The sequence below is a fragment of the Bacteroidota bacterium genome (genome assembly GCA_017303975.1).
In the GTDB taxonomy this organism is placed as follows: Bacteria; Bacteroidota; Bacteroidia; order JAFLBG01; family JAFLBG01; genus JAFLBG01.
This window is the reverse complement of record JAFLBG010000006.1, coordinates 109,213-130,961: the sequence shown is the minus strand read 5'-3', so window position 1 is coordinate 130,961 and position 21,749 is coordinate 109,213. Positions and strand designations below refer to the sequence as shown.

Here is a 21,749-nt window from a genome sequence, read left to right as displayed (position 1 = left end):
TGCTCAAAAATATTTCGTCCAGGTCGTTTGGTGTCTTGTCCTGCCGACAAGATTGCAAAGAAAAAAAAGTCGCAAAAATTAAGATGATTGTTTTCAGGTGTCTCATGTTTTTAAAATTAGGCATAACGTTTTGCGAACAGGCGTTAGAAGGCTATTTAGAACCTCAATGAACCTGAACCGAAAACCTACCTCGAAGGTACAACACAATTCATGCGGAGGCAAATAAAAAATGAACTGCGAAGCAGTCCATTAAAAAAAAGCCGAAGCATTGCAGAACATAGCCTTTTACGCCTGTTCGCTGTTATGTAATGTTGTTCTTATCTTATCATTAGCGATACAGTCCTTCCTAGGCCGATTTCCAAAAGTCTGTAAAGAGTAGATAATTGAATATCACTATGTCCATTTTCAATTCTAGAGATAAAACTTTTTTTGGTACCAGTTTTTTCAGCTAATTGCTCCTGTGTCATATGTGAGATCCTGCGCTCTTCTTTAATAATTTCGCCTATAGCAAAGGCTTTTGCTTTAATTTCAAATTCAGTTCTTTTTTTAGAACCAATTTTACCATATTGACTAGTTAGATGCTCCTCAAAAGTCGTAAGGTTTTTATTTGCTTTTTCCTTTGTTTTCATAGCGTTTTGTTTTAATTTTTTCTTCGAAATACTCTTTTTTTATTTTCAGTGCTCGCTCAATTTCAGATTGCGGAGTTTTTTGTGTTTTCTTTTGAAAGCCATTAAAAAGTATGATAATATTGCCTTCATCAAAACAGCAAAATATTCTGAAAATGTTGCTACCAAGTTCAATTCGAATTTCAAAAAGTCCATCAGTTCCGGTCATGTGGTCGAAGAATTTTTTAGGAATTCTTTCAGCCACAGTAACAACAAACAACACTTGATCTATTTTGGCTTTAACTTTTTCAGTTTGCTTTTCGAAAAACTCATGAAAATAGTGCTTATAATAAAGCAATTGTCTGTGTTGTTCCATTTCCAAAGTTAACTAATAATGGAACAAATTCAAAATTTATTTCTTAGGTCCAAAAATTAGATTTAAACAATATTACATAACGGTTTACAAACAGCCCCAGTAAATTTACAAAAATGTCAAACGTCAACCTACTAAATTTATTGGGGCTGTTTGTTGTTAGGTGCTGTAATTATTTTTCTTTATTATAGTTTAAGATTTCGTACATCTTAGTCAATAACGTTTTTTCTTTTTGTGTAATCACTCTGTCGTCATAATACTGCCTTCCATGACACCTTATTTTAGTTACTTTGGAAGTAATTATAGCCTTTACGATTTTATTAATTTGAGGTGAATAATAGTTGTCAGAATATTCAAAGATATCTCCCCCAGAATTATCACGTTCAATATCATATTCTGGGATAAAGTCGAAAACTTTATCATCACATAAGAACGAATAATTTTTTATAAATAACCAATCGTCAGCCGTGTATTCTATTTTAAAGCGTCCATTGATTTGTCCGTCATTACCTTCTACTAAATAGATGAAAACAGCATTTGCAAAATAAGAATTGCTGTAATTTTTATAAAAAGTTAATTTTTTGAATTCGTCTTTACTCGTTGTAAGTCCTTTTAGCAGGGATTTAACAGAATCTTTCGGAACTGATATAATACTTGCTTTTATTGAATCGGTCTCGGCTTTCAATACAGCCATTGTGGAGTCGTGTTCTTTTTGAAATTTCTCCATTAATTTATCCACGTTGTCTTTGTTAGAATTATTGCAAGAGAAAAATAAAACGGGGAACAGGAATAATATTTTTTTCATAGTTAATCTTTTAATTTCTATTATCATTTTGTGTCCGGAAGTTCGTTAATTATAGCACCTAACGGTTCTCAGCTATACGCAGGCAGGGATTTTAACCACTGAACTTCCTACGAAGAACTGAACTTCAAATATAGCACTTTTCTGTCCTACGAAGCACGCCCCCCTGCTTGCGTATAGGTGATGTTATAAGCTGGCCTTCTGTCTGTCGAGGTTGTAAAGTCCTTGTCCGCTGTGAGTTTCAGTGTTGTTGTCGAGTTGCGAATGGGGCTGTTTGTGTCGGTTGTGGATAGTGGTTTTAAAAATTTTAGAAGGGAAGGGAATTTTAAAAAATAATTTTTCTTTGGGTGGTAAAGGTGTAAGCTCTTTTGCAATTTTTGGACTGTGCGTTGGCTTGTGCGAATTGCAAATGTGCTTACACCTGTGCGATGGCTATTTTCTTCTGTTTAATTTTTCTTTCGCTGTGTCAACTAAATAATAGACCATAGGCACTAGAAACACGGTCAAAATTAGGGATGATAGAAGTCCGCCAATGATTACCCAAGCAAGTCCGTTTTTCCATTCTGCTGCTGTTCCTGTTGCCATTGCAATGGGAAGCATACCAACAACCATTGAAAGCGTTGTCATTAGGATTGGCCGCATACGGCCCTTTCCTGCTATGATTAAGGCTTCTTTAAAATGTTTGCCTTCTGCTTTTAATTGATTGGTGAAATCCACAATTAGAATAGCATTTTTCACCACTAAGCCCATTAGCATAATTAAACCAAGTAAGGCAAACAAACTCAAATTGCTTAAAGACAAATTCAGTGCGAAAAATGCCCCAATTGCTGCTACTGGAATAGAAAACAAAACTACAAATGGATAAACAAAATTGTCATACAGTGCTACCATAATCAGGTAAATCAGCAAAAACGAAATGAGTAAAACAGAACCTAATGCTCCAAAACTATCATTCTGTCTTTTGATGTCACTTCCCCAAGTCATTTGTATTCCTTTTGGCAATGGATTTTCTTTGAGATATGCTACTACATCGTCTGCTACAGTTCCTGATGGTCTGCCTAATGCGTCAGAGGTAAGTGTAACTGCTGGTTGTCGGTCTTTTCGTTCTAATAATGACGGAGAATTGTCTTGTTCTACACTTGCAAATTGTGAAACTTCAACTGGTATTCCCATTGGGTTAATAATGGTAAGCTGTTGAACATCTTCAAAATTTTGTCTGCTAAATTCATCTAACCAAATTCGCACAGGATATTCCGTTCCGTTTTCGGTTAAAGTCGCATCATCATTTCCTGTAAATGCAGTTCTTAGGTTCAATCCAACATAAGCGGTTGTTAAACCTAACCGTTGCATTTTATCCTTGTCGGGAATTATTTTGTATTCGGGGCTACCTGCTTCAACGGATAAGCGAACATTATCCGCACCGGGAATTTTTTCAATTACCGTTTTCAATTCATCGCCTGTTTTCATCACCAAATCCAAATTGCTACCGCTTAACGTAATTTCAATTGGTGCTGAACGTGGAATTAAGCCCAATGCTGCCATTGAATAATTGATACTCGGAAATTTTGACTTTAGTTCTTCCCGAAGATTTTTCATAAATGTTTCGGTAGGTAAATTATCCAATTCCTTTTTGGATTTTAGTTGAATTGTAAATTCCGTTTTATTTGCTGAACCTACACCCAAACTTCCAATGCCTGTGCTTGGTCCGCCAATGTTACTGAATACCGTTGCTACTTCGGGTTGTTGAATAATGTATGTTTCAATTTTTTGAGCAATTAAGTTGTTTTGTTGAATGGAAGTAGATTTATCAAATTCTAATGCCATTCTAAATTTTCCTTGGTCGCCTGTTGAAATTAATTCTTTACCAATAATACCTTGTTTCATAATGCCTAAAGTCATTGCAAAAAGCACAATAACGATACCTGTAAAAGCTAATTTATGGCTCAATACCCATTCTAATCTTCGACCATACCATTCATTAAAGTTTTCTAATTGAATTTCAAACCATAGTAAAAAGCGATTGAAAAAATTGGTAGGTTGTAAGTCTTCTTTTTTGCCGATACGAGAAGCCATCCAAGGCGTTAAAGTAAAACCAACCAATAAACTAGTAAGAGTAGATGTTACTACCACAACCGAAAACTGTTTGAGCATATCAGCTACAAACACTTGAAGAAAAAGTATAGGTAAGAAAACCACTACGTCAACCAAGGTGATGGATAGTGCGGCAAAGCCAATTTCCATTCTGCCATCCATTGCGGCAGTTCGTTTGTCTTTTCCTTTATCTAAGTGCTTTTGAATGTTTTCTAAAACTACGGTAGCATCATCTACCAAAATACCAATGATTAAAGACATTGCAAGCAAGGTCATTAGGTTTAAGGTGTAACCCAAAAGCCACATCACAGCGAATGCGGTAACTAAAGATGTTGGAATAGCTACCAATACGATTAAGGAATTTCTAAAACTTCGTAGAAATAAAAGCATTACCAACGATACCAACAGAACCGCTAAGATTAAATCGAAAATAACGGAATTAACGGCTGCAATCGTGTTGTCGGTGCTATCGTCTGCAATAATAAATTTCACACCCGAACTGGCATTTTGTTGTTCGATGGATTGTAATTTCTCCCGAACTGCTTTTGAAACATCTACAGCGTTTGCATCGCCTTGTTTTTTCAATAATAAACCAATGCCGTTTTTGCCATTATAACGACTTATGGAAGTCGTTTCTTTTATACCATCAATTACATCTGCTATGTCTTTTACATAAACTGGACTTCCTAAAACAGGCATAGCGACCTGGACATTTTTAATATCCTCAATAGATGTGAATTTTCCCGTTAAACGAACTGAATTACTTTCTTTTTCGGTTTGCACCTTTCCAGCAGGTAAGTCTAAACCAGAACGATTAATTGCTTCAACAACCTGAACCATTGAAATTTTATACAATTTCAGTTTGTCTTGATTGATTTTTACTTGTATTTCTCTTTCCTCTCCTCCTAAAATAGTAATCTCTGCTACACCTTTTATTTGTTGAATTTGTGGCAGATAATCATCTTTCATTTTCTGATAAAACTCGGTGGCAGACAAATCGCTTGTTGCACTGATAGACATTATCGGCAAATCATTTGGCGAAACTTTACTCATTACAGGACTTAAAATATCCTGTGGTAAATCTTTGCGAATGTTGTCAATGTAGCGTTGAGCATCTTGCATTGACTTATCCAAATCTGTTCCATATTTCAGATTGGCGATGATGATAGAAGCATTGGGCAATGACTTTGTAACCAAGTAATCTACACCTTCCAAGTTGGATAAAGCATCTTCTATTTTTCGTGAAACGGATGTTTCTACTTCGTTTGGTTCGGCACCTGGATAAACTGTTTTAATTACAACTACGGGCTGATTAAAGTCGGGCATTAACTCGTAACTCAAATTTTTATACCCGATAAATCCTAATAAAGTAAACACGCTGAAAAGCACTATTATCAGCGATGGACGTTTGATTGATATTTCTGTAATATTCATTGTCAATTACGAATTTTGAATTACGAATTACGAGTTTTGATTGTTGTCTGGATTTTGCCTAGTATTTTGCATATTTCCTCCGCATCATTATATAAGCTTTGGAATTGGTTTTCTGAAATGTAATCTGTTGCTTTTAATAGTTTGAGCCAATAAATACTTTCCCTTGCTTCTTTGTAGGATATGGTTAGCTTGTATAAGAAATCTTTCTCAGATGCACCGCCAATAGATTCTTCCACATTAGCACCGATGGAAGTGCCGCTGCGAAGTAGTTGTTTTGAAAGAACAAACTCTTTTTTTTCAGTAATTAAATGTTTGTATAAATTGACTATCCGCACCGCAAAAGCAAAAGACTTTTCTTGTATAATATTATTTGATTTCATTTTCTAATTTTTATTGATAATTGAACATTCGTAATTCGTAATTGTCTAATTCTTAATTGAAACATTCGCCTCATCAAAAAGATTGATGAAGCCATTCGTTACAATTACATCACCTTCATTTAATCCATTTGAAACAACTGCTTTGTTTTGTGTCTTTTTTGAAATAGTGATGTTTTGCAAAAGGGCTTTGCCATTTTTCACAACATAAACCTGTGGTTGGTTATCTGTGCCTTGTATGGCAGATGACGGTATGATAATTCCTTTTCCAGACGTTTCGTTTTTGAGTAGAACTTTACCAAACATCCCAGATTTTATTTTCAAGTCCGATGTGTTATTTACCGTAAACTGAATAGGAAAACTACTGCCCATATTAGCTTTACTGCCAATCATAGTAGTTTTTCCAGTCAATAAAATTTCAGAATAAGCATCTGCAGAAAGAGAATAGCTTTGATTTAATTTGAACTGGCTTAAATCTTTTTCGGGAACATTTACGGTGAATTTTAAAGTTGTAATGTCCGTAATTTGGAGTAATGGAACGCCTGGTGCAGCAAAAGCTCCTTCTTCACTTAATTTTGCAGTAACAACTCCGTTAAATGGTGCTTTGATTGTAGTTTTGTTTATCTGTTCCAAGAAAGTTGCTTTCTGAACTTTTGCAGATTTCAAACCTAATTCTGCTTTTTCTAATTGAACACCTTGAATGGCATCTGCTTTAGCCAAAATGGTATAGCGGTTTACATCTGCTTCCAATCCTTCTATTTGCACTTCAATAGTTTGCAGTTGCAATTTCAGCAATGAATTATCCAATTGAATTAAAGTTTGACCTTTACTTACCACGCTTCCAACATCAACTAAAATGGTGTTGATTTTTCCTTGTAATTCGGCACTTATTTTTGTTTCCTTGTTTGGTTCAAATGTGCCTGAATAAGAAAATTCTGCATTCACATTTTCAAGTTGCAATGTATCTACTTGAACAATTATAGCTTGTTCTTTATCGTATTGATACACTTTACTCTGCGCAATTTCCTTGTTTGTTTTCAATTTAATTACCACAATGGCAATTATCGCCAACGGTATGATGACGTATAGCACTTTTTTTAGGATTGATGATTTTGTATTCATTGTGATAATTATTTGATTATTGAAATATTTCCTGTGAGTTTTTTTAGTTCTAAATCTGCTTTTAGGTAATCAATTACAGCAGATAGATAAGTTTGTTGTGCTTCACGCAAAGCATTGTCTGCAAGCAAAACATCTGTTAAACTTGCCGTTCCTTGTTTCTGTTGAAGAATGGTTTGCTCATAGATTGTTAGTGCCAATTGGATTTGTTCGGTTGTAGTTTCTACCGTTTTTTTAGCGACCTCTCTTTGTAGTTTGGCATTTTCTACTTGCATATTGTTTTGCTCGGTAAGCAATCCAAATTGAAGTTCATTGTTTCGGAGTTCAAGTGTTTTCTGATTTATTTTTCGAAGCGTAACCGTTCCATTAAATAGTGGATAAGACAATTGAATACCTGCAAAACCAATCGGATAAAAATCAAGAAAAGAAGCAGGTTGTCCTTTATAACCAAAGCCTGTTGTTCCATACATTCCAACCAGATTTAGCGAAGGCAAAAACCTTGATTTGTTGAGTGTGTTGAGTTCACTTGATAATAAGCGGTTTTGAGTTTTTATGATACGAATGTCTAAAGTGGATGCAGGTGTGTATTCTTTTGTGTTTTGATATTGAATGTTTGGATCAATTTGCAAATTTTGTTCAATGGAAATACCCATTGCAAGTTTTAAAGCATTCAATACTTGCTCGTATTTGCTTTTGATCGTTTCCTTTTGGGTGGTTAATTGCGATACTTGTAATTTCACCTTGCTAACATCTGTTCCTTTGGCAAGCAATTGTTCATTGAGCAATTGCATATTTTTCAGAAGCCTTTCTGCGTTAATCAGATTACTGTCAATAAATGCCAATTGATGATGCAAGATTTGGGCATTGTAATACAAATTGGAAATTTCAAAATAGATTTGCTCCTCCGTTTTTTGATACTGCAAGTCGGTCAATTCCGAAGCGATTTTAGTTGTTTGAATAGCTCCATAAACTTGTGGATTATACAATGGCATTGAGAGTTGCAAGTTTGCGTTGATGTTGTGCGGAACGCCAAACTGCATTTCTCTGTATTCGCCTTCGGGTAGTGCAGGATTAAAAGCATTAACTGGTAAAAGCTGATAGGGCAGGTTTGTAAAATACTTGTAATCCGCATTGGCTGTTACTTTCGGAATTAAATTGGCTTTGGCTTCTTTTTCTCTTTGCTCACCAATAGCTATATTGTTTCTGCTCATTTGCAGGTTTTTGTTATGAACCTGTGCGGTGTCAATACATTGTTGCAAAGTCCAAGCTTGTGCTTGTGCAGATTTAAAGCCTCCTATTATTAATAATAGAGCAATAAAATGTTTGTGAATATTCGCTAACTTCATTGGTCAAATTTTTTTACTTTATAAGTATTAATTGACTTTCAATTGTTCCTACAACCCAATGTTTTACCATTGGTTCTATATTTATAAAGTCACCCGATAATAGCGTTTCTTTTATCCCCTTTTCATTTTCAAAAATCACTTCTCCTTCAACACAAATCAAAAGTGCTGGTGTTTTGGTGATATGTTCTTTTAATTTTCCGCCTTGCAAAATTTGTATGGCAGTTGCATTGCCCAGTTCACTCTTAAAAAGAGAAGTTGCTGAGACTGGTTTTTCTTGTGTGTGTAATTCTTTTATGTTCATTGGAAGTATTGATTAAATGTTGTGAATGAAATTTGAATATTTTCAAATTGCTTAGTTGCTTCGGTTTCGTTTTTAGCTTCTGAAAGTTCTTTTACCAAATCAATGTATGGCAACAACCACTTGTGCAATTCATCGTGGGCTTTGCCTTTCATTGTGCAGTTTGAAGTAAGTAAATCAATGTTTGATTGAAGTTTTTCAGATATTGATTTGTAATCTTTTTGCTCGACTTTAGAAAAGGAAACAACATCATTTTCCATATTTCTGATATGAGTTAGCATATTGGCATCAACTTGCCATTTTTCACCATTGTTAAGTTCGATGGCTTCACTTTCATCATCGTGATGATGATCATTATGTTCGGCAACTTCTGGTTGATTATTCGATTTCTCGTTTGTGGAATTGCCACAACTGTATAGCAATAAGCCACCTACGGCAAAAGTTAAGATTAATTTATTCATTATGATTTTTATTTAATTGTTTATTGATAGTGAAAAATGCAATGCTGGCAAATACAAGTGTTACCGCAATTCTGAAAATCATTGCACCGATGGTTTTTGTTTCATAAATACCACCAGAATTGATGTGAATTTGCAGTCCGATAAATGCAGCTATCAGTATGAGTGTTGAAATTCCTAATAGAGTAGCTGTCCATTTTTTGCTTTTAGCAAACCCATAAGCAGCAAAAAGGTATAAAATGCTACTGATAAAATTTGACCAAACCACAAACAAAACATAATTGCCTTCTTTGGCTCTAATACCAAACAAATCAAAAATTACTGATGTGCTTAGAAAGATAGTAAGTAAACCAAATCCTGCTAAGGATATTGAAAATAGATATGGAAGTATTTTTTTTATCATCTATTTATCTTTTATCAATGTTAAAACCGATTGTATCATATTGTCACCGTTTCTATTTATGTCAAATTGGAAATTAGCAACTCTCCATTTAAACATTTGCAATCGAAAAGTTCCCATCACGATATGCATCAATTCATCGGATGTTATTGAATTTGTAAATACCTTCTTTTGTTGTCCTTCCAAAATAATAGGCATTAGGTGTTTCATTTTTACACCCATTATTTTCAATATTGTTTCGTTTATGCGTTGGCTTTCTTCCATTAATCCGTCAGAAAAAACTGCCACTACAAAATGTGGATGCTTTTTAAAAAATGAAAATTGATTTTGAAATAGCGTTGTAAATTTTTCTTCGGGCGATTGTTCACTTAAAATTGCGTTTGTATAGCGTTCATCCATACTTTGAGCAAGATAATCAAGTAAGGCAATTATGATTTCTTCCTTGCTTGTAAAGTGTCTGTAAATGGCACTTTCAGAAAATTTCATTTCCTTAGCCAAATTCTTAATTGTTAGCCCACTTATCCCCGAAGCAGTCAGTATTTTACCTGCTGCTTCAATAATTTCAAGTTGTCTGTCAGAAATTGTTTCTGTTGTCATTTGATATATTTTATTTTGTTATAGATTTCATTTTTAAAAACGCAACTCCTAACCAAATTACAGAAGCTGTCATTGCAATTGCACCAATCAATACTAAAGCAGGAGGTAAGCCAAAATACACTTCTGTTAATATTCCTATTGGCATTAATAAACCTGTAAGTGCCAACCAAGAAATAGCTTTCACGTTTTGAAGTTTGTCTCTGAAATGTAGAAGGAAATAGCCAATTAGGATGTTTAGAAAGGCGAACAAGTTACCGTGAACGTGTGCCAGTCTGCTTTCAAAATGCTTTCCTATGCTGTATGAGTTTACCCATTCTTCTTTACCTGGAGCGAAGTCACGCAGGTAGATTAATAGAAAGCCGTAAGCCATAAAAAGCCCCATTGTCAGGAAGCCTATTGCAATGTTGTTTTTACCGTTCATCTTGTATATATTTTAAGTAAGTGAATATTCGCTCACAAAGATAGGTCTATTTTATTTATACCTGCAAGATTTTTTGAGAAAACTTTAAAATGTGACGAAAATCATCTTGGTGCGGTGGGTAATTGGCTCTTTTGGGGTTTGCCTGTGTGTCGGGTTGTGTGAGGGAGCAAACCCCAAATGTGCCAATGCGGGCTGGCTAAAATTATTTTTTAAAATGTGCGGTGGGAAAATTTTTAAAACCTTGCGTTGGCTTTAGTGTCGGCAAAATGGTCTGGTCGGTGTCGAGTTATAGCGAAATTGTCAACCGAGTTTTTGTCGCCCGAGAATTTATTTGGTAGTCAAAAGTCTGGTCGTTTTGGTGTCCGTCTTACGGTTGCACCGTCATCTTTTAGGCTTGCTTATAACGCTTGGCTATGAAGCGTTACTTTTATCCTTTAAAAAATTATTAATCAAAAGTAATGCTTTATAGCCGTTGTTAGCAGCTGGCCCCGTCACCGATCTCTCATTTTTTTACTCAGTTCATTCATGGCTTTGACTGCTTGGTCTTTCGTGCAAGGCGTCCCCGGCATTGGAAAAACAAAAACTTCACTGTCAAAGTAACTATTCAAGTCTCTATTGAACCCATAAACTGATTTTTTATTTAGTCCGTGTCCCCATTTTAGTACGTTGTCCAAAACTCGTTTGTAAACAAACACGATAACTTTTGGTCTGTACTTCTTTATCAGTTTTAAAATTCTTTGTAGTCCGTCTCTATATTCACTTTCTGAAGGCTCGTCACCAAAGTCCTTTGGCTTTTTCACAATGTCAGTCAGTCCAAATTTATTGTCAAGTAAATTCTCGTCTTCGTAAGTCGAAGGTTTAGTTTTTAGAATTTGATATTCCCTTAATCTGCTCCAAAACATTTGTCCTTGTTGACCTTGGAAATAATGTCCAACAGCTACGCTCTTTGTCGCGGGTGTTTTTGCAATAAATAATATGTCCAATTGGTCAGACTTTTCGGGAAGGATGTCCGCAAGTGTTTCAAAATTTTCTCCGTCTTGCTCTAATGTGATTCTAAAGTTTGTCAACCGTATTTTTTTTAGGGGCTTGCTGCTAACGTTTTGCAGCTACCCGAAGGTGGCGATTTCGAAGCACTTCACTGTCAACCAAGCACAAACTTTGATAGAAGCACAAAGCTTGATTTAACCACTGAACCGCCACTTTTGGGTAGGTGCTGTTATAGCCAGTGGTTATTTAGATACTTTTATTAGTACCAATTCGCTGTCCTTAGCTTTTTTGTTTAATGTCCTGCCTTGAAAAACTATTTCGTCTGCGACATCATTTTTTACTACGACAGGTGCCGAATAATTTACCGCCCATTGTTCTTTGCCAAGCCATTCAAAGTTGCTTGTCGTAAGATTATTTAAATCAATACTTGCAAGGTGTAAATTACCTGCAATCATTGTTTTAATTTTCTTTGCACTCATTGCACCTTGTTCATTATGCAAGTCGTTCAATGATTCTAAATCGTAGGTTGCCCAATAAAGTTTGGTTCTGTCCTTATTGAATATAATGTCAAACGTAGCGAAGGTGTCTTCCGGCTTAATAAAATAATGCACTAATTTGCCTGTTTCTAAATCAAATAATGCAATAAATAAATTTCCTTTATCAGCACCTTTGCTATTAGAGCCAATAAATTGTTGCCCGGCTAAAATCAAATATTTATCTGTAAAGTAAAATTCTTTATTAAAATCATAGGTATTTAGAATTACATCATTATTTGCCTTCTTTTCTGTGCCTCCAATAACTTTAGATATAGATGAAGCATCTTTGAAATTTACACCTTTTACATATTTTACATTGCCTGATGCGTCAGCCATAAGGACTTGAAAGTTGGGTTGATCTTTTGGCATATTGAATAAATTGACGTTTGTTAATTGTCCTCCATTTATAGGAAGGGATCCCTGTTTGCCAGGATACTCCTTTGTTCCGTTACTACATGTTCCGTAAATAAAAACATTCCCTTTATCATTTAACACGACATTTTCAGGAAACCATCGTGAGTACTCAAGTTTAAAAGTGCTGCGGTTTTTGATCTGTAATGTTTTACCATCCAGTATCAATAATTCACCGTGAGTAGCATCTAACACTTTTTTTCCAAGTGAATATTTCCCGTCATCAGCTTGTGATATCACTGCAAAATCTCTACTCCCATCATTTTTTTCAATTGGCAGAATATGTACCACACACTTGAAATCAAAGGGTAGCTCTACTTTGCTCAATTCGTTTAAATCTTCACCATATAATTTTGCAATAAATACAGCTTTTTCACTTTCAGGTAAAACACCCGATGTCGTATAAATCGCAACTCCTTCTCCCGGAAGTGGGTAATAAGATACAGGAAACCATCTTTCTCCTTTATTTTCTTTGGCTTTTTGAGCATCAACTTTCTCGAACCAGATATTTTCTCCACAGGAATAATAATTAGTTGCTCCGAGTGCATTTGCTCCGGGTGTAACAGGTTTACCTGCAATTTGATAAAGTCCTATTTTAAACCCGGTCATTTCAATCACAGGAACTACTGTTCTTCTGCCAATATAGTCCTGCGATAATGGCCTTTTTAATAAATAACCATGTCCTAATGGATAAAATCTTTTCCCTAAAACAGGTTCATATTCTAATGTTTTGATTGTATTCGGAAAAGTTTTTGATACTTTGGATAAGTAATTCATAGATGGGTCAAAACTTAACTCTTCAAAGTCATATTGAACACCATAGTAGGAGTATTTGACAGCCCCAATTTCGCCTCCTGCACCGGAAGACATACTACAAGATGGCTTTCCAAGTTTAATGACAAAATTGCCACTGTTGTCTTTAAATCCTGAATAAATCCTCCAGTCTTTGTGTAGGTTTAATTTTTCCAGATCAAATGTTTGTGTTTGAACATTGAAGTTTTGTGCCCATAAAAAATTAGCACTCATTGCTAATGCTATCGTCAATGGTTTAAAAAATTTGTTAATCATTGTTTCAAAATTTTAATTTGTTTCCTACTCTTTCTTGGCTTTTCGGAATCCGCCCTGTTTTTTGAATGGTGGTTGTTCTTCATTTTGGTTCTTAAAATTAAACATTTATTACACTCATGAATTGTCACTCTGAATAGTTCTCACTAATATCTGTCCAATTCTGCTATGTCGTCTTTCTACCATTGGCTATAACGTTTGGCAGATTTGCGATGGGCGGGATTTTTACCACTGATGTTGATGCGGAGCACAAAACTTTCTGCTACCACTAAACTGTCTGCGGAGCACGAAACCCCGCCTATTGCAAATGTGCTGTTATGTGCTGCCTTTCTCATTTCGTCAAGTTACGCTGTCGCCAATTTTTTAAAACTGCAAAAGATAAAATTCTGAATTGTGTCAAACGGTGTTTGATGGTCAACCGTTATACACTTTACTTTTTCAAAAAACTTTTTCAGTCGGTCGGTCATTGTCGTTTCCGAATATTGTTTGATTTCTATTCCGCTACATTTTTTCGGTCCTTGTTCCGAAAATGTCCCGATTACTAAAACACCTGTCGGCTTAATACTCTTTTGAATTGTGTCAATGTAGTTCGTAATTTCTTGTTCTTGTGTCAAGAAATGAAACGCTGCTCGGTCGTGCCAGAAGTCATATTGTTCGGTCGGTTTAAAGGTCGCTGCGTCTGCAACTATCCATTTTACTTTTGTCGAACGGTCACCAAGTCTTTGCTTTGCTCTGTCAAGTGATGCGGCTGAAATGTCAAGAACTGTGAGGTCTGTATAACCCAAGTCGAGTAAATGGTCAACTAAAAAACTGTCGCCACCACCAATGTCAATAATTTTTGCAGTTGTCGAGATGTTGAACTGTTTTAAAAAGTCCAGCGAAGTTGTCGGAGTAGGTTGATACCAACTTACGTCTTTCAGGTCTTTGGTCTGATAGATATTTTCCCAATGTTTTTTTCTGTCTAAATGTTCCATTTTCTATTGTCGATTTATGTTAGCACTGTCGGTCTGTTAAGGTTGCACATAACGGTTTCGGGCTTTGCGTTCGGGCGGGTTTCGGAGCACCAAACTGTCAACCCAGCACTAAAGTTGATTTGAAAAACTGAACTTGAATTTAAGCACTTTGCCCCGCATGACGCCAAACGCATGTTACCAGCTGGCGTTCTTGTCCACCGTGTCTGTAAACCATTGTCATTGTTGAGTTTCGCTGTCTTTGTAGGGTTGGTTTGCATGTCGGGTGTTCTAATTTTTTTTGAAGGGTGGGAAAAAATATTTTGAATTTTCTCCTGCGTTGGGGCAGACATGCTCTTTTGCAAGCTTTGGTCTGTGCGTTGGCTTGTGCGGCTTGCAAATGTGCATGGCTGCGAAGGGTTGGCTGATATGTTTATTGTCTTTGTCATATAGCCACTCTTTTGTCATACAAATAAGTCTGGAAACCGATAAACGTGTTTCTGATTGTTGCAATGTCACCAAGTTCTTTTTTAGCGTCTGCAATGGCGTGATATTTCAATACAAGCAAGTCGCCAATTTTCGTGTCGTCCAGTTCGTCAACGCCTTGTTTTACATACTGGCTCAATACGAAGTTTAAAAACTCCTGCTGTTTTGGGTCGTAGTTGTCCAAGTGAATTTTTGCTCTGTCGGCTCTGTCTGTTCGTTCTAATATGTCTGAATGGAAAGCGATATAAGCCAAAACATCATACAGGTCGCTGTTTTCAGCGTTCAGTATTTTTTGAAACTCTGTCAATTGTTGTTTAGCAAAACCTTTTTCAGTTAATTCTTCTAACAGCTTTTTTCTTGTGTCGGGTTTGCTCCAAATTGTTCTTAATTCATCTTCACTTTTGAAAAGTTCGGGCAATGCCCCGAATAAGGAACGCAAAAATTCTTCTGCTGAAATTGGTCTGCCGTCAGGACTCCAAAATGATGTGCTAACCATGTGTTGAAACTGGCGAACTTTTCCGTCTGCCAATTTCACTTTTACCATTCGTCTTGGTGGATTGTCGCAACGGCACATTACATAACCACAAACTTCACAAGCTGGCTCAGGTTCTCTAACACAAATACATGGTCTTTGACCGCAATATTCACAAGGTTGTGGCTGTGGTCTTGGTGTCGGTGTTTCAGGTTCTTCTGGTTCACCGTCCCATTCAGGGTCGCTGAAATGATGATGTGCTTTTACAAAGTCATAAATTGTGAAATAGTCTTTGCCGTCAAATAAACGTGTTCCACGTCCAATGATTTGTTTAAACTCAATCATAGAGTTGACAGGACGAAGCAAAACTATATTTCTCACTTCGGGAGCATCAACACCAGTACTTAATTTTTGTGAAGTTGTAAGAATGGTTGGAATGCTTTTCTCGTTGTCCTGAAAATCTCTTAAATGCTGTTCGCCTAATTTTCCGTCATGTGCCGTTACTCGGTGGCAATAGTTCGGATTTTTAGATTCTGCATATTGATTGATTAAATCACGTATTGCCAAAGCATGTAATTGAGTGGCACAGAAAACCAAAGTCTTTTCACTTTGATTTATCAGGCTCATAAAAATCTTTACCCGATATTCTTCTCGTTCCTTAATCTCAATAATGCGGTTCATTTCCGCTTCGGTGTAGCGTTTGCCTTCTTCAATTTCACCTTCTAAAACGGTGTCGTCCGAAGTGAATAAATACTCGTCAATAGTGGTGTCAATCTGTTTGACTTTAAAAGGCGTTAAGAAACCGTCATTGATTCCTTCTTTTAGCGAATACACATAAACAGGTTCGCCAAAATAATTGTAAGTGTCTGCGTTGATGGTTCGTTTTGGGGTGGCTGTTAAACCTAACTGAACGGCTGGACTGAAATATTCCATAATGGCTCGCCAACTGCTTTCGTCATTTGCTCCGCCACGGTGGCACTCGTCTATAATGATGAAATCAAAAAAGTCTTTTGGGTATTCTCCAAAGTAGGGCGTATCATTTGGCCCACTCATAAATGTTTGGAAAATGGTAAAAAATACACTTCCGTTTTTCGGCACTCTGCCTTTTTTCTTGATGTCGCTTGGATTGATACGAACCAAAGCATCTTCTTCAAAAACAGAAAAAGCATTAAATGCTTGGTCTGCCAAAATATTTCTGTCAGCTAAGAATAAAATTCTTGGGCTTCGTTGTCCGTCTTTGTTGATGTTCCATTTTGCTTGAAAAAGTTTCCATGCAATTTGAAAAGCAATTGCCGTTTTTCCTGTTCCTGTGGCGAGGGTTAGCAAAATGCGTTGTTGTTCATTGGCAACGGCTTCTAAAACTTTGGTAATGGCATTTTCCTGATAATAGCGAGGTTGCCATGTTCCGCCACGGTCTTCAAACGGAACAGAAAGTAATTTGTCTCGCCAAACGGCTGAAAGTGGTTGGAGTTGGTTTTGTTCTCCAAAAGTCATTTCCCACAATTCGTCTGGGGTAGGATAGGAAGTTACATCACCTTCCTGTCCTTGGTGCATGTCTATGCGGTAAATCTGTAAACCGTTGGTGCTGTATGTAAACCGAACCTGCAATTTGCCTGCATAATCTTTGGCTTGTCCAGCGCCTTCGGTATAGTATTTATCTCTTGCTTTGGCTTCAATTACTGCAAGGTTTCTGTTTTTGTATTGCAATACATAATCTGCCTTGTCGGGTTTGCTACGCTGACCATGCCCGATTAAACGACCTTTGTTGATTGGAAACTCCATGCGAATGCGACTGCCTTCCACAACGCCCCAACCAGCTGCTTTTAATGCAGGGTCAATAAATTCTGCTCTTGTTTCGGTTTCGTTCATTTCAATATTTTAACTTCCAAGCCATTTGATTATTGGAATCACAAAATCAGGTATAGCAATACTTTCATCTTGAGCCATTAATCTTGCTCTAAGCGTTTTATTTCTTCCAAATTGCTCACAATAGCCATTATATACTTTCTCTGTATAATACTTCTTGCACTCATCTTCATAGTCATTTCCAAAAACGAATACTTGAACACCATGCTCTGCATACGAATTTAGGCGTTCATTGTATTTTGCTTCTTCTTCCTTGTCTTTTTTACCGAAATCTGAACTGTCAATATCGTAAACAAAGCCAACAGGAATACCAAATGATAAAGCCAATTCAACAAAATCAATTAGGTTTCTTTTGCCACCAACTTCAATGATTGTGCTGCCAACGCTATCAAAGTCAATTTTCAAACGCTTTGCAAATTCAGGAAAAGCCATTTTTTCAGTGTCGCCTTCTACAATTAAAAGTTTCTTGGCAAAAAACATTTCGTTGCGTTCGGGGTCAAGCTCTTTTCTGAATTTGTTTTTTAATCCTTCATCAGCTTTTAAAGTTGATTTTCTTATGTGAGTTCCATTGTCATCTTTTGAAACAAGGACAATCTCATTAAACTCTGGAATAGTTACAAAATGAGGTGAGTGTGTGATGTAAATGATTTGATTTGATTCTCCAATTTGGCGAATCGTCTTGTAAAGCGACCTTTGCATTTGCGGATGCAAATACATTTCAGGTTCTTCAATTAGAAATAAAGCCCCTTGTTTTCTCCTATCTTCAAATGCTTTAAGAATAGCTAAAACAATAGCATTTTGGAATCCAGCACCTAATTCTGTTGCGTTTATATTGTATTGATGTTCTTTTACGAAAATTTCAAGTGATTTGTAAAACTCAAGTGAACTCAAAGGATTGAAATACAAATCAAGTTTATCCGCTTCTGTTTCAGGATTAAAGCCAAGTTGTTTTAGTGCATTTTCCTTTATTGCTTTTTCAAGAGCAATAAATTCATCTGTTCTTAAAGTCCTGATAGCTTCTTCAATAGCTTGCTTGAATCTTTCAATTCTTGGAAGCATTTTACCACTTCCAGGCTTTCCTACTTCAATTAGATTTTTTGTGTTCTCAAAATCAGCATTTATATCTTTCATCAAAGTTCCAAGAATTGAATTCCTGCTTCCTGGTAGTTGATTCTTTAAATTTCTGTCTGTTCCTATAAATATTACTGGAAATGATTCCTGCAATTCCTGTGGAATGGTTGTTAATGGAAGAAATTGAAGTTGGACACCCTTTTGTGGTCGTGATTTGTAAATCAATACAGGTTTGTCGTCTAGTTTCAAGCACTGCTTTTCTAATCTTCTTTGTCCAGCACTTTCACCAACCTTATATCTTGTATATATAAACCTAACTTTTGGTATTTCCACGAAAATCCCTTTGAACTGCTCATACTGATATGGTTCTTCAAATTCAAAATCAATGATGATGTCTGTGTCGTAATCTTCATTATGAACGTCTCTATCATCAAAGCTGTTTTTAGTAACCCAATCCCTGCCAAGCACACGGTAAATTGCACTAAGTATATTGCTCTTACCACAATTGTTTGCACCAATTAAGGCATTCACCTGTTCAAGTTGAAGCTGTAATTGTTCTTTTATAGAACGAAAACCTTGTATGTTGACAGTTTTTATTTTCATTCCGCTTCAATTAATTCGTTTTCAAAGGCTCGTTTTAAAACACCACTTTTCAATTCTTCCAATTTCAATAACTTAGTTTTATACAACTCCACTAGTGATATTGATTTATCCTGTAAAGTTTCTAATTTTCTAATGATTGATTTCTGTAAATATTCAGATTTTGGATATCGGATTATAATGTTTTTCAACTCTGTTTTTACCAAGCTAGGAATTGTCGTTCCACGATTATATTTTTCAAAATCAATATTCAAACAAAGGAAATACACAAACTTATTTTGCATTCCATTTTTCGGATAAAAACCAAACGCTGTATCGACATTCCAAAACCTTTCATTTACATAAATTGGTTTGCTGATATTTCCTTTTCTTCCAATAATAGTGGTGCCTGATTCACAAATAAAGTCATTGGCTAATCCCATAAGATTGCCAGCACTTCCTAAAATTGGATATTTGCCGTTTTCAGATTGAACAGCTTGCTGATTTTTTCCATTTATAATTTCAATGGCATCCCCAAGTTTTGTTTGAACCCATTCTCCTTCATTTGCTGGGGTAAAAACACTATAAAGTTCGCTTTTGAATAAATCTATTGAGTTGGTAATATTTTTTTCTAAATTGTTGTAAGCCTTTTCCATTTCAGAAAATGCAATATCCAATTCCGAAACCATTCTTTTTTGTTCTTCCATTGAAGGCTTAATCAATGGGCAAGCAAGAATATCGTCTTTGCGTAAGTTGGTTTGGTTTTCACCGTTGTTGAAGGCCAAAAAGTGTTCGTGTCTGTTGAGCTGGTAATACAAATACTTGGTGTCAAATTGTTTGCTACGAATGCAACAAATACGCTGGTTCAATGAATAGGTATCGTCTTTGTCAATGATAAAACACTTGGCTAATGCTTTACCATTGGGCACATCACTCATTACCATTACAATGTCGCCTTTGTATAAAGGAAACATTTGCTCGTTGGTGCGTTTATAGGATTTGCCTTCGGATGAAATAAATTTAGAATTGACTACAATGTATTTTCCATTTTCGTCAATGCTCTTTTCATGGGCTTTCCCATTGAAAAACTCACACGATTTTCCTAAAGTGGTTAGTTCAACTTGGCTCATGAAAACATCTCTTTTATTCCGTTCAAAATTTCGCTTGTTTCTTCGTCCAATGCTTCCATCTCTGCCAATATCTCATCCATAGAACGGAAAGTTTGCTCTACTTTTCCATTAGGATTTTTTACACTCAAATCGTAATTGATGGTGTTGATGCTTGAAATATCAACTGTCCAAGAGTTGTCAGAATCAGCCTTTGTTTTCTGTAGTTGCTTAAACTCTTTCAAGTCATCATCATTCAAAGGCGATGTTTTACCTAAACTTCTGCCTGGAATACATTGGTAATACCAAATATTTTTAGTCGGCTCACCTTTGGTAAAAATCAATACAACGGTTTTAACTCCTGCACCCAAAAATGTTCCTGCTGGCATATCCAAAATGGTGTGCAGGTTGCAACTCTCCAATAAATGCTTTCGCAAGGAAACAGAAGCATTGTCTGCATTGCTCAAAAAGGTGTTTTTGATTACAATACCTGCTCGTCCCCCTGCTTTCAAACTTTTAATAAAATGCTGTAAGAATAAAGAAGCCGTTTCGCCTGTTTTGATGTCGAAGTTTTGTTGCACTTCTTTTCGTTCCTTGCCGCCAAATGGCGGATTGGCAAGAATTACATGGTATCGGTCTTTTTCCTGAATGTCTCGGATATTTTCAGTCAGCGTATTGGTGTGAATGATGTTTGGAGCTTCAATGCCGTGCAAAATCATGTTCATTACACCAATGATGTAAGCCAAATTCTTTTTCTCTTTTCCATAAAGTGTGTTTTCCTGTAAGGTTTTCAGGTTGGCAGTGTTTTTCTCCATGCGGTCATACATGTAAGCGTATGCTTCACACAAGAAACCCGCACTTCCGCAAGCTGCATCATAAATCTTTTCGCCAACTTGTGGATTCAACACTTCAATAATGGCACGAATCAAAGGTCTTGGCGTGTAATACTGTCCGCCATTGCGACCAGCATTGCCCATGTTTTTGATTTTCGATTCATACAAGTGGCTAAGTTCGTGCTTGTCTTTAGAACTGCCGAAAGGCAGTTCATCAGTCATTTCAATAATTTCACGAAGATTGTAGCCACTTTTTACTTTGTTTTTTAACTCACTAAAAATCTCACCGATTTTATATTCAATGGATTTCGGGTTGTCAATGGCTTTCTGTTTGAAACTTGCCAAGTATGGAAACAACTTCAAGTCCACAAACTGAACCAAGTCAGGTCCAGTCATGGCTTTGTGGTGGTCAAGTTTTCCGTCTGTTGCTTTTGGCATAGCCCAATTTGGCCAACGGTATTGCTCGTCCAAAAAGTATTGATATTCTTTCCCTTCCAAAGCGGCTTCGTCCGCTTTTTCACTTTCCAATTGGTCAAGGTAACGCAAGAACAAAACCCAAGAAGTTTGTTCAATGTAGTCCAGTTCGCTGTCTGCACCTGCGTCCTTATAAAGTATGTCGTCTATGTTTTTAAAAGTCTGTTCGAACATGTTGTCTTTTTATCTCAATTTATAGTTTTTCAAAGTTAATATTCTCGGTGGTGCGTTGGCAAAAAATGGCTCTTTTGGTTTTGCTGAAGGGTCGGCTTGTGGGCAGGGCAAAACCAAATGTGCCATTTGTGCGGTGGCAATTCAAAATATTTTGTGCGGTGGGAAAAAAATTAAAACACAGAAGGGTCGGCAATGAGGGTCGGCTTACTCGTTGTCCGTTTGTTGTATCGTTTTTATGTCCGTGTTCACTTGTCAAAATGGTTTACTTTTTTCTCGTTTAAATTCGTGTCTGTCTGCTGTGTCGTGTCGTTTTACGCTTGCTGGTAACGGTTGGGCGCTTGGCGCAGTGGCGGGTTTCGGAGCACAAAACTGTCAACACACCACAAAAGTTGATGCGAGGTAGAATGTTCAATTAACC

19 protein-coding genes are annotated in these 21,749 nt (G+C 36.4%); all 19 read right to left on the bottom strand.

The genetic code is table 11. From position 1 onward, the window contains the following. Window positions 1–317 precede the first annotated feature (317 nt). The gene (locus tag J0M08_04065) at window positions 318–629 is read right to left on the bottom strand and encodes a helix-turn-helix transcriptional regulator (GenBank protein ID MBN8702215.1); all 312 of its coding nucleotides are present in this window, start codon (window positions 627–629) and stop codon (window positions 318–320) included. Beyond that, the gene (locus J0M08_04060) at window positions 604–981 is read right to left on the bottom strand and encodes a type II toxin-antitoxin system RelE/ParE family toxin (protein MBN8702214.1); all 378 of its coding nucleotides are present in this window, start codon (window positions 979–981) and stop codon (window positions 604–606) included. Before J0M08_04060 ends, J0M08_04065 begins: the two co-directional genes overlap by 26 nt. 169 nt (window positions 982–1,150) lie before the next feature. Next, window positions 1,151–1,783: a hypothetical protein gene (locus J0M08_04055; GenBank protein ID MBN8702213.1), complete on the bottom strand. Its 633-nt coding sequence runs from the start codon at window positions 1,781–1,783 to the stop codon at window positions 1,151–1,153. A gap of 429 nt (window positions 1,784–2,212) precedes the next feature. Then, the gene (locus J0M08_04050) at window positions 2,213–5,305 is read right to left on the bottom strand and encodes an efflux RND transporter permease subunit (GenBank protein MBN8702212.1); all 3,093 of its coding nucleotides are present in this window, start codon (window positions 5,303–5,305) and stop codon (window positions 2,213–2,215) included. Between the two features lie 20 nt (window positions 5,306–5,325). Further along, window positions 5,326–5,685, bottom strand: a complete 360-nt coding sequence (locus J0M08_04045; protein MBN8702211.1) for a four helix bundle protein — start codon at window positions 5,683–5,685, stop codon at window positions 5,326–5,328. 45 nt (window positions 5,686–5,730) lie between these two features. Continuing rightward, window positions 5,731–6,804, bottom strand: coding sequence for an efflux RND transporter periplasmic adaptor subunit (locus J0M08_04040; GenBank protein ID MBN8702210.1), 1,074 nt, complete (start codon window positions 6,802–6,804; stop codon window positions 5,731–5,733). 8 nt (window positions 6,805–6,812) lie between these two features. Then, window positions 6,813–8,147, bottom strand: a complete 1,335-nt coding sequence (locus J0M08_04035; protein MBN8702209.1) for a TolC family protein — start codon at window positions 8,145–8,147, stop codon at window positions 6,813–6,815. 13 nt (window positions 8,148–8,160) lie between these two features. Beyond that, on the bottom strand, window positions 8,161–8,448 hold the full coding sequence (locus tag J0M08_04030) for a hypothetical protein (GenBank protein ID MBN8702208.1): 288 nt from the start codon (window positions 8,446–8,448) through the stop codon (window positions 8,161–8,163). Continuing rightward, window positions 8,445–8,906 (bottom strand): hypothetical protein, encoded by a 462-nt coding sequence (locus J0M08_04025; GenBank protein ID MBN8702207.1) that lies wholly within the window; start codon window positions 8,904–8,906, stop codon window positions 8,445–8,447. The genes J0M08_04030 and J0M08_04025 overlap by 4 nt, the downstream gene beginning before the upstream one ends. After that, the gene (locus tag J0M08_04020; GenBank protein ID MBN8702206.1) at window positions 8,899–9,306 is read right to left on the bottom strand and encodes a hypothetical protein; all 408 of its coding nucleotides are present in this window, start codon (window positions 9,304–9,306) and stop codon (window positions 8,899–8,901) included. The genes J0M08_04025 and J0M08_04020 overlap by 8 nt, the downstream gene beginning before the upstream one ends. Further along, entirely contained in the window at window positions 9,307–9,900 is a 594-nt protein-coding gene (locus tag J0M08_04015) for a TetR/AcrR family transcriptional regulator (protein MBN8702205.1), read from the bottom strand. Between the two features lie 10 nt (window positions 9,901–9,910). Beyond that, the gene (locus J0M08_04010) at window positions 9,911–10,321 is read right to left on the bottom strand and encodes a hypothetical protein (GenBank protein MBN8702204.1); all 411 of its coding nucleotides are present in this window, start codon (window positions 10,319–10,321) and stop codon (window positions 9,911–9,913) included. A 491-nt stretch (window positions 10,322–10,812) separates the two neighbouring features. Continuing rightward, on the bottom strand, window positions 10,813–11,388 hold the full coding sequence (locus tag J0M08_04005; GenBank protein MBN8702203.1) for a hypothetical protein: 576 nt from the start codon (window positions 11,386–11,388) through the stop codon (window positions 10,813–10,815). A gap of 162 nt (window positions 11,389–11,550) precedes the next feature. Then, complete coding sequence (locus J0M08_04000) at window positions 11,551–13,323, bottom strand: hypothetical protein (GenBank protein ID MBN8702202.1); 1,773 nt, start codon at window positions 13,321–13,323, stop codon at window positions 11,551–11,553. A gap of 341 nt (window positions 13,324–13,664) precedes the next feature. Further along, window positions 13,665–14,294 carry a class I SAM-dependent methyltransferase gene (locus J0M08_03995; protein ID MBN8702201.1) on the bottom strand — a complete coding sequence of 210 codons (630 nt, stop codon included), beginning with the start codon at window positions 14,292–14,294 and terminating at the stop codon, window positions 13,665–13,667. 421 nt (window positions 14,295–14,715) lie between these two features. Continuing rightward, window positions 14,716–17,097, bottom strand: a complete 2,382-nt coding sequence (locus J0M08_03990; protein ID MBN8702200.1) for a DEAD/DEAH box helicase family protein — start codon at window positions 17,095–17,097, stop codon at window positions 14,716–14,718. 9 nt (window positions 17,098–17,106) lie between these two features. After that, entirely contained in the window at window positions 17,107–18,768 is a 1,662-nt protein-coding gene (locus tag J0M08_03985) for an AAA family ATPase (protein ID MBN8702199.1), read from the bottom strand. Continuing rightward, the gene (locus tag J0M08_03980; GenBank protein MBN8702198.1) at window positions 18,765–19,874 is read right to left on the bottom strand and encodes a restriction endonuclease subunit S; all 1,110 of its coding nucleotides are present in this window, start codon (window positions 19,872–19,874) and stop codon (window positions 18,765–18,767) included. Before J0M08_03980 ends, J0M08_03985 begins: the two co-directional genes overlap by 4 nt. Further along, window positions 19,871–21,331, bottom strand: a complete 1,461-nt coding sequence (locus J0M08_03975; GenBank protein ID MBN8702197.1) for an SAM-dependent DNA methyltransferase — start codon at window positions 21,329–21,331, stop codon at window positions 19,871–19,873. Before J0M08_03975 ends, J0M08_03980 begins: the two co-directional genes overlap by 4 nt. Window positions 21,332–21,749 lie beyond the last annotated feature (418 nt).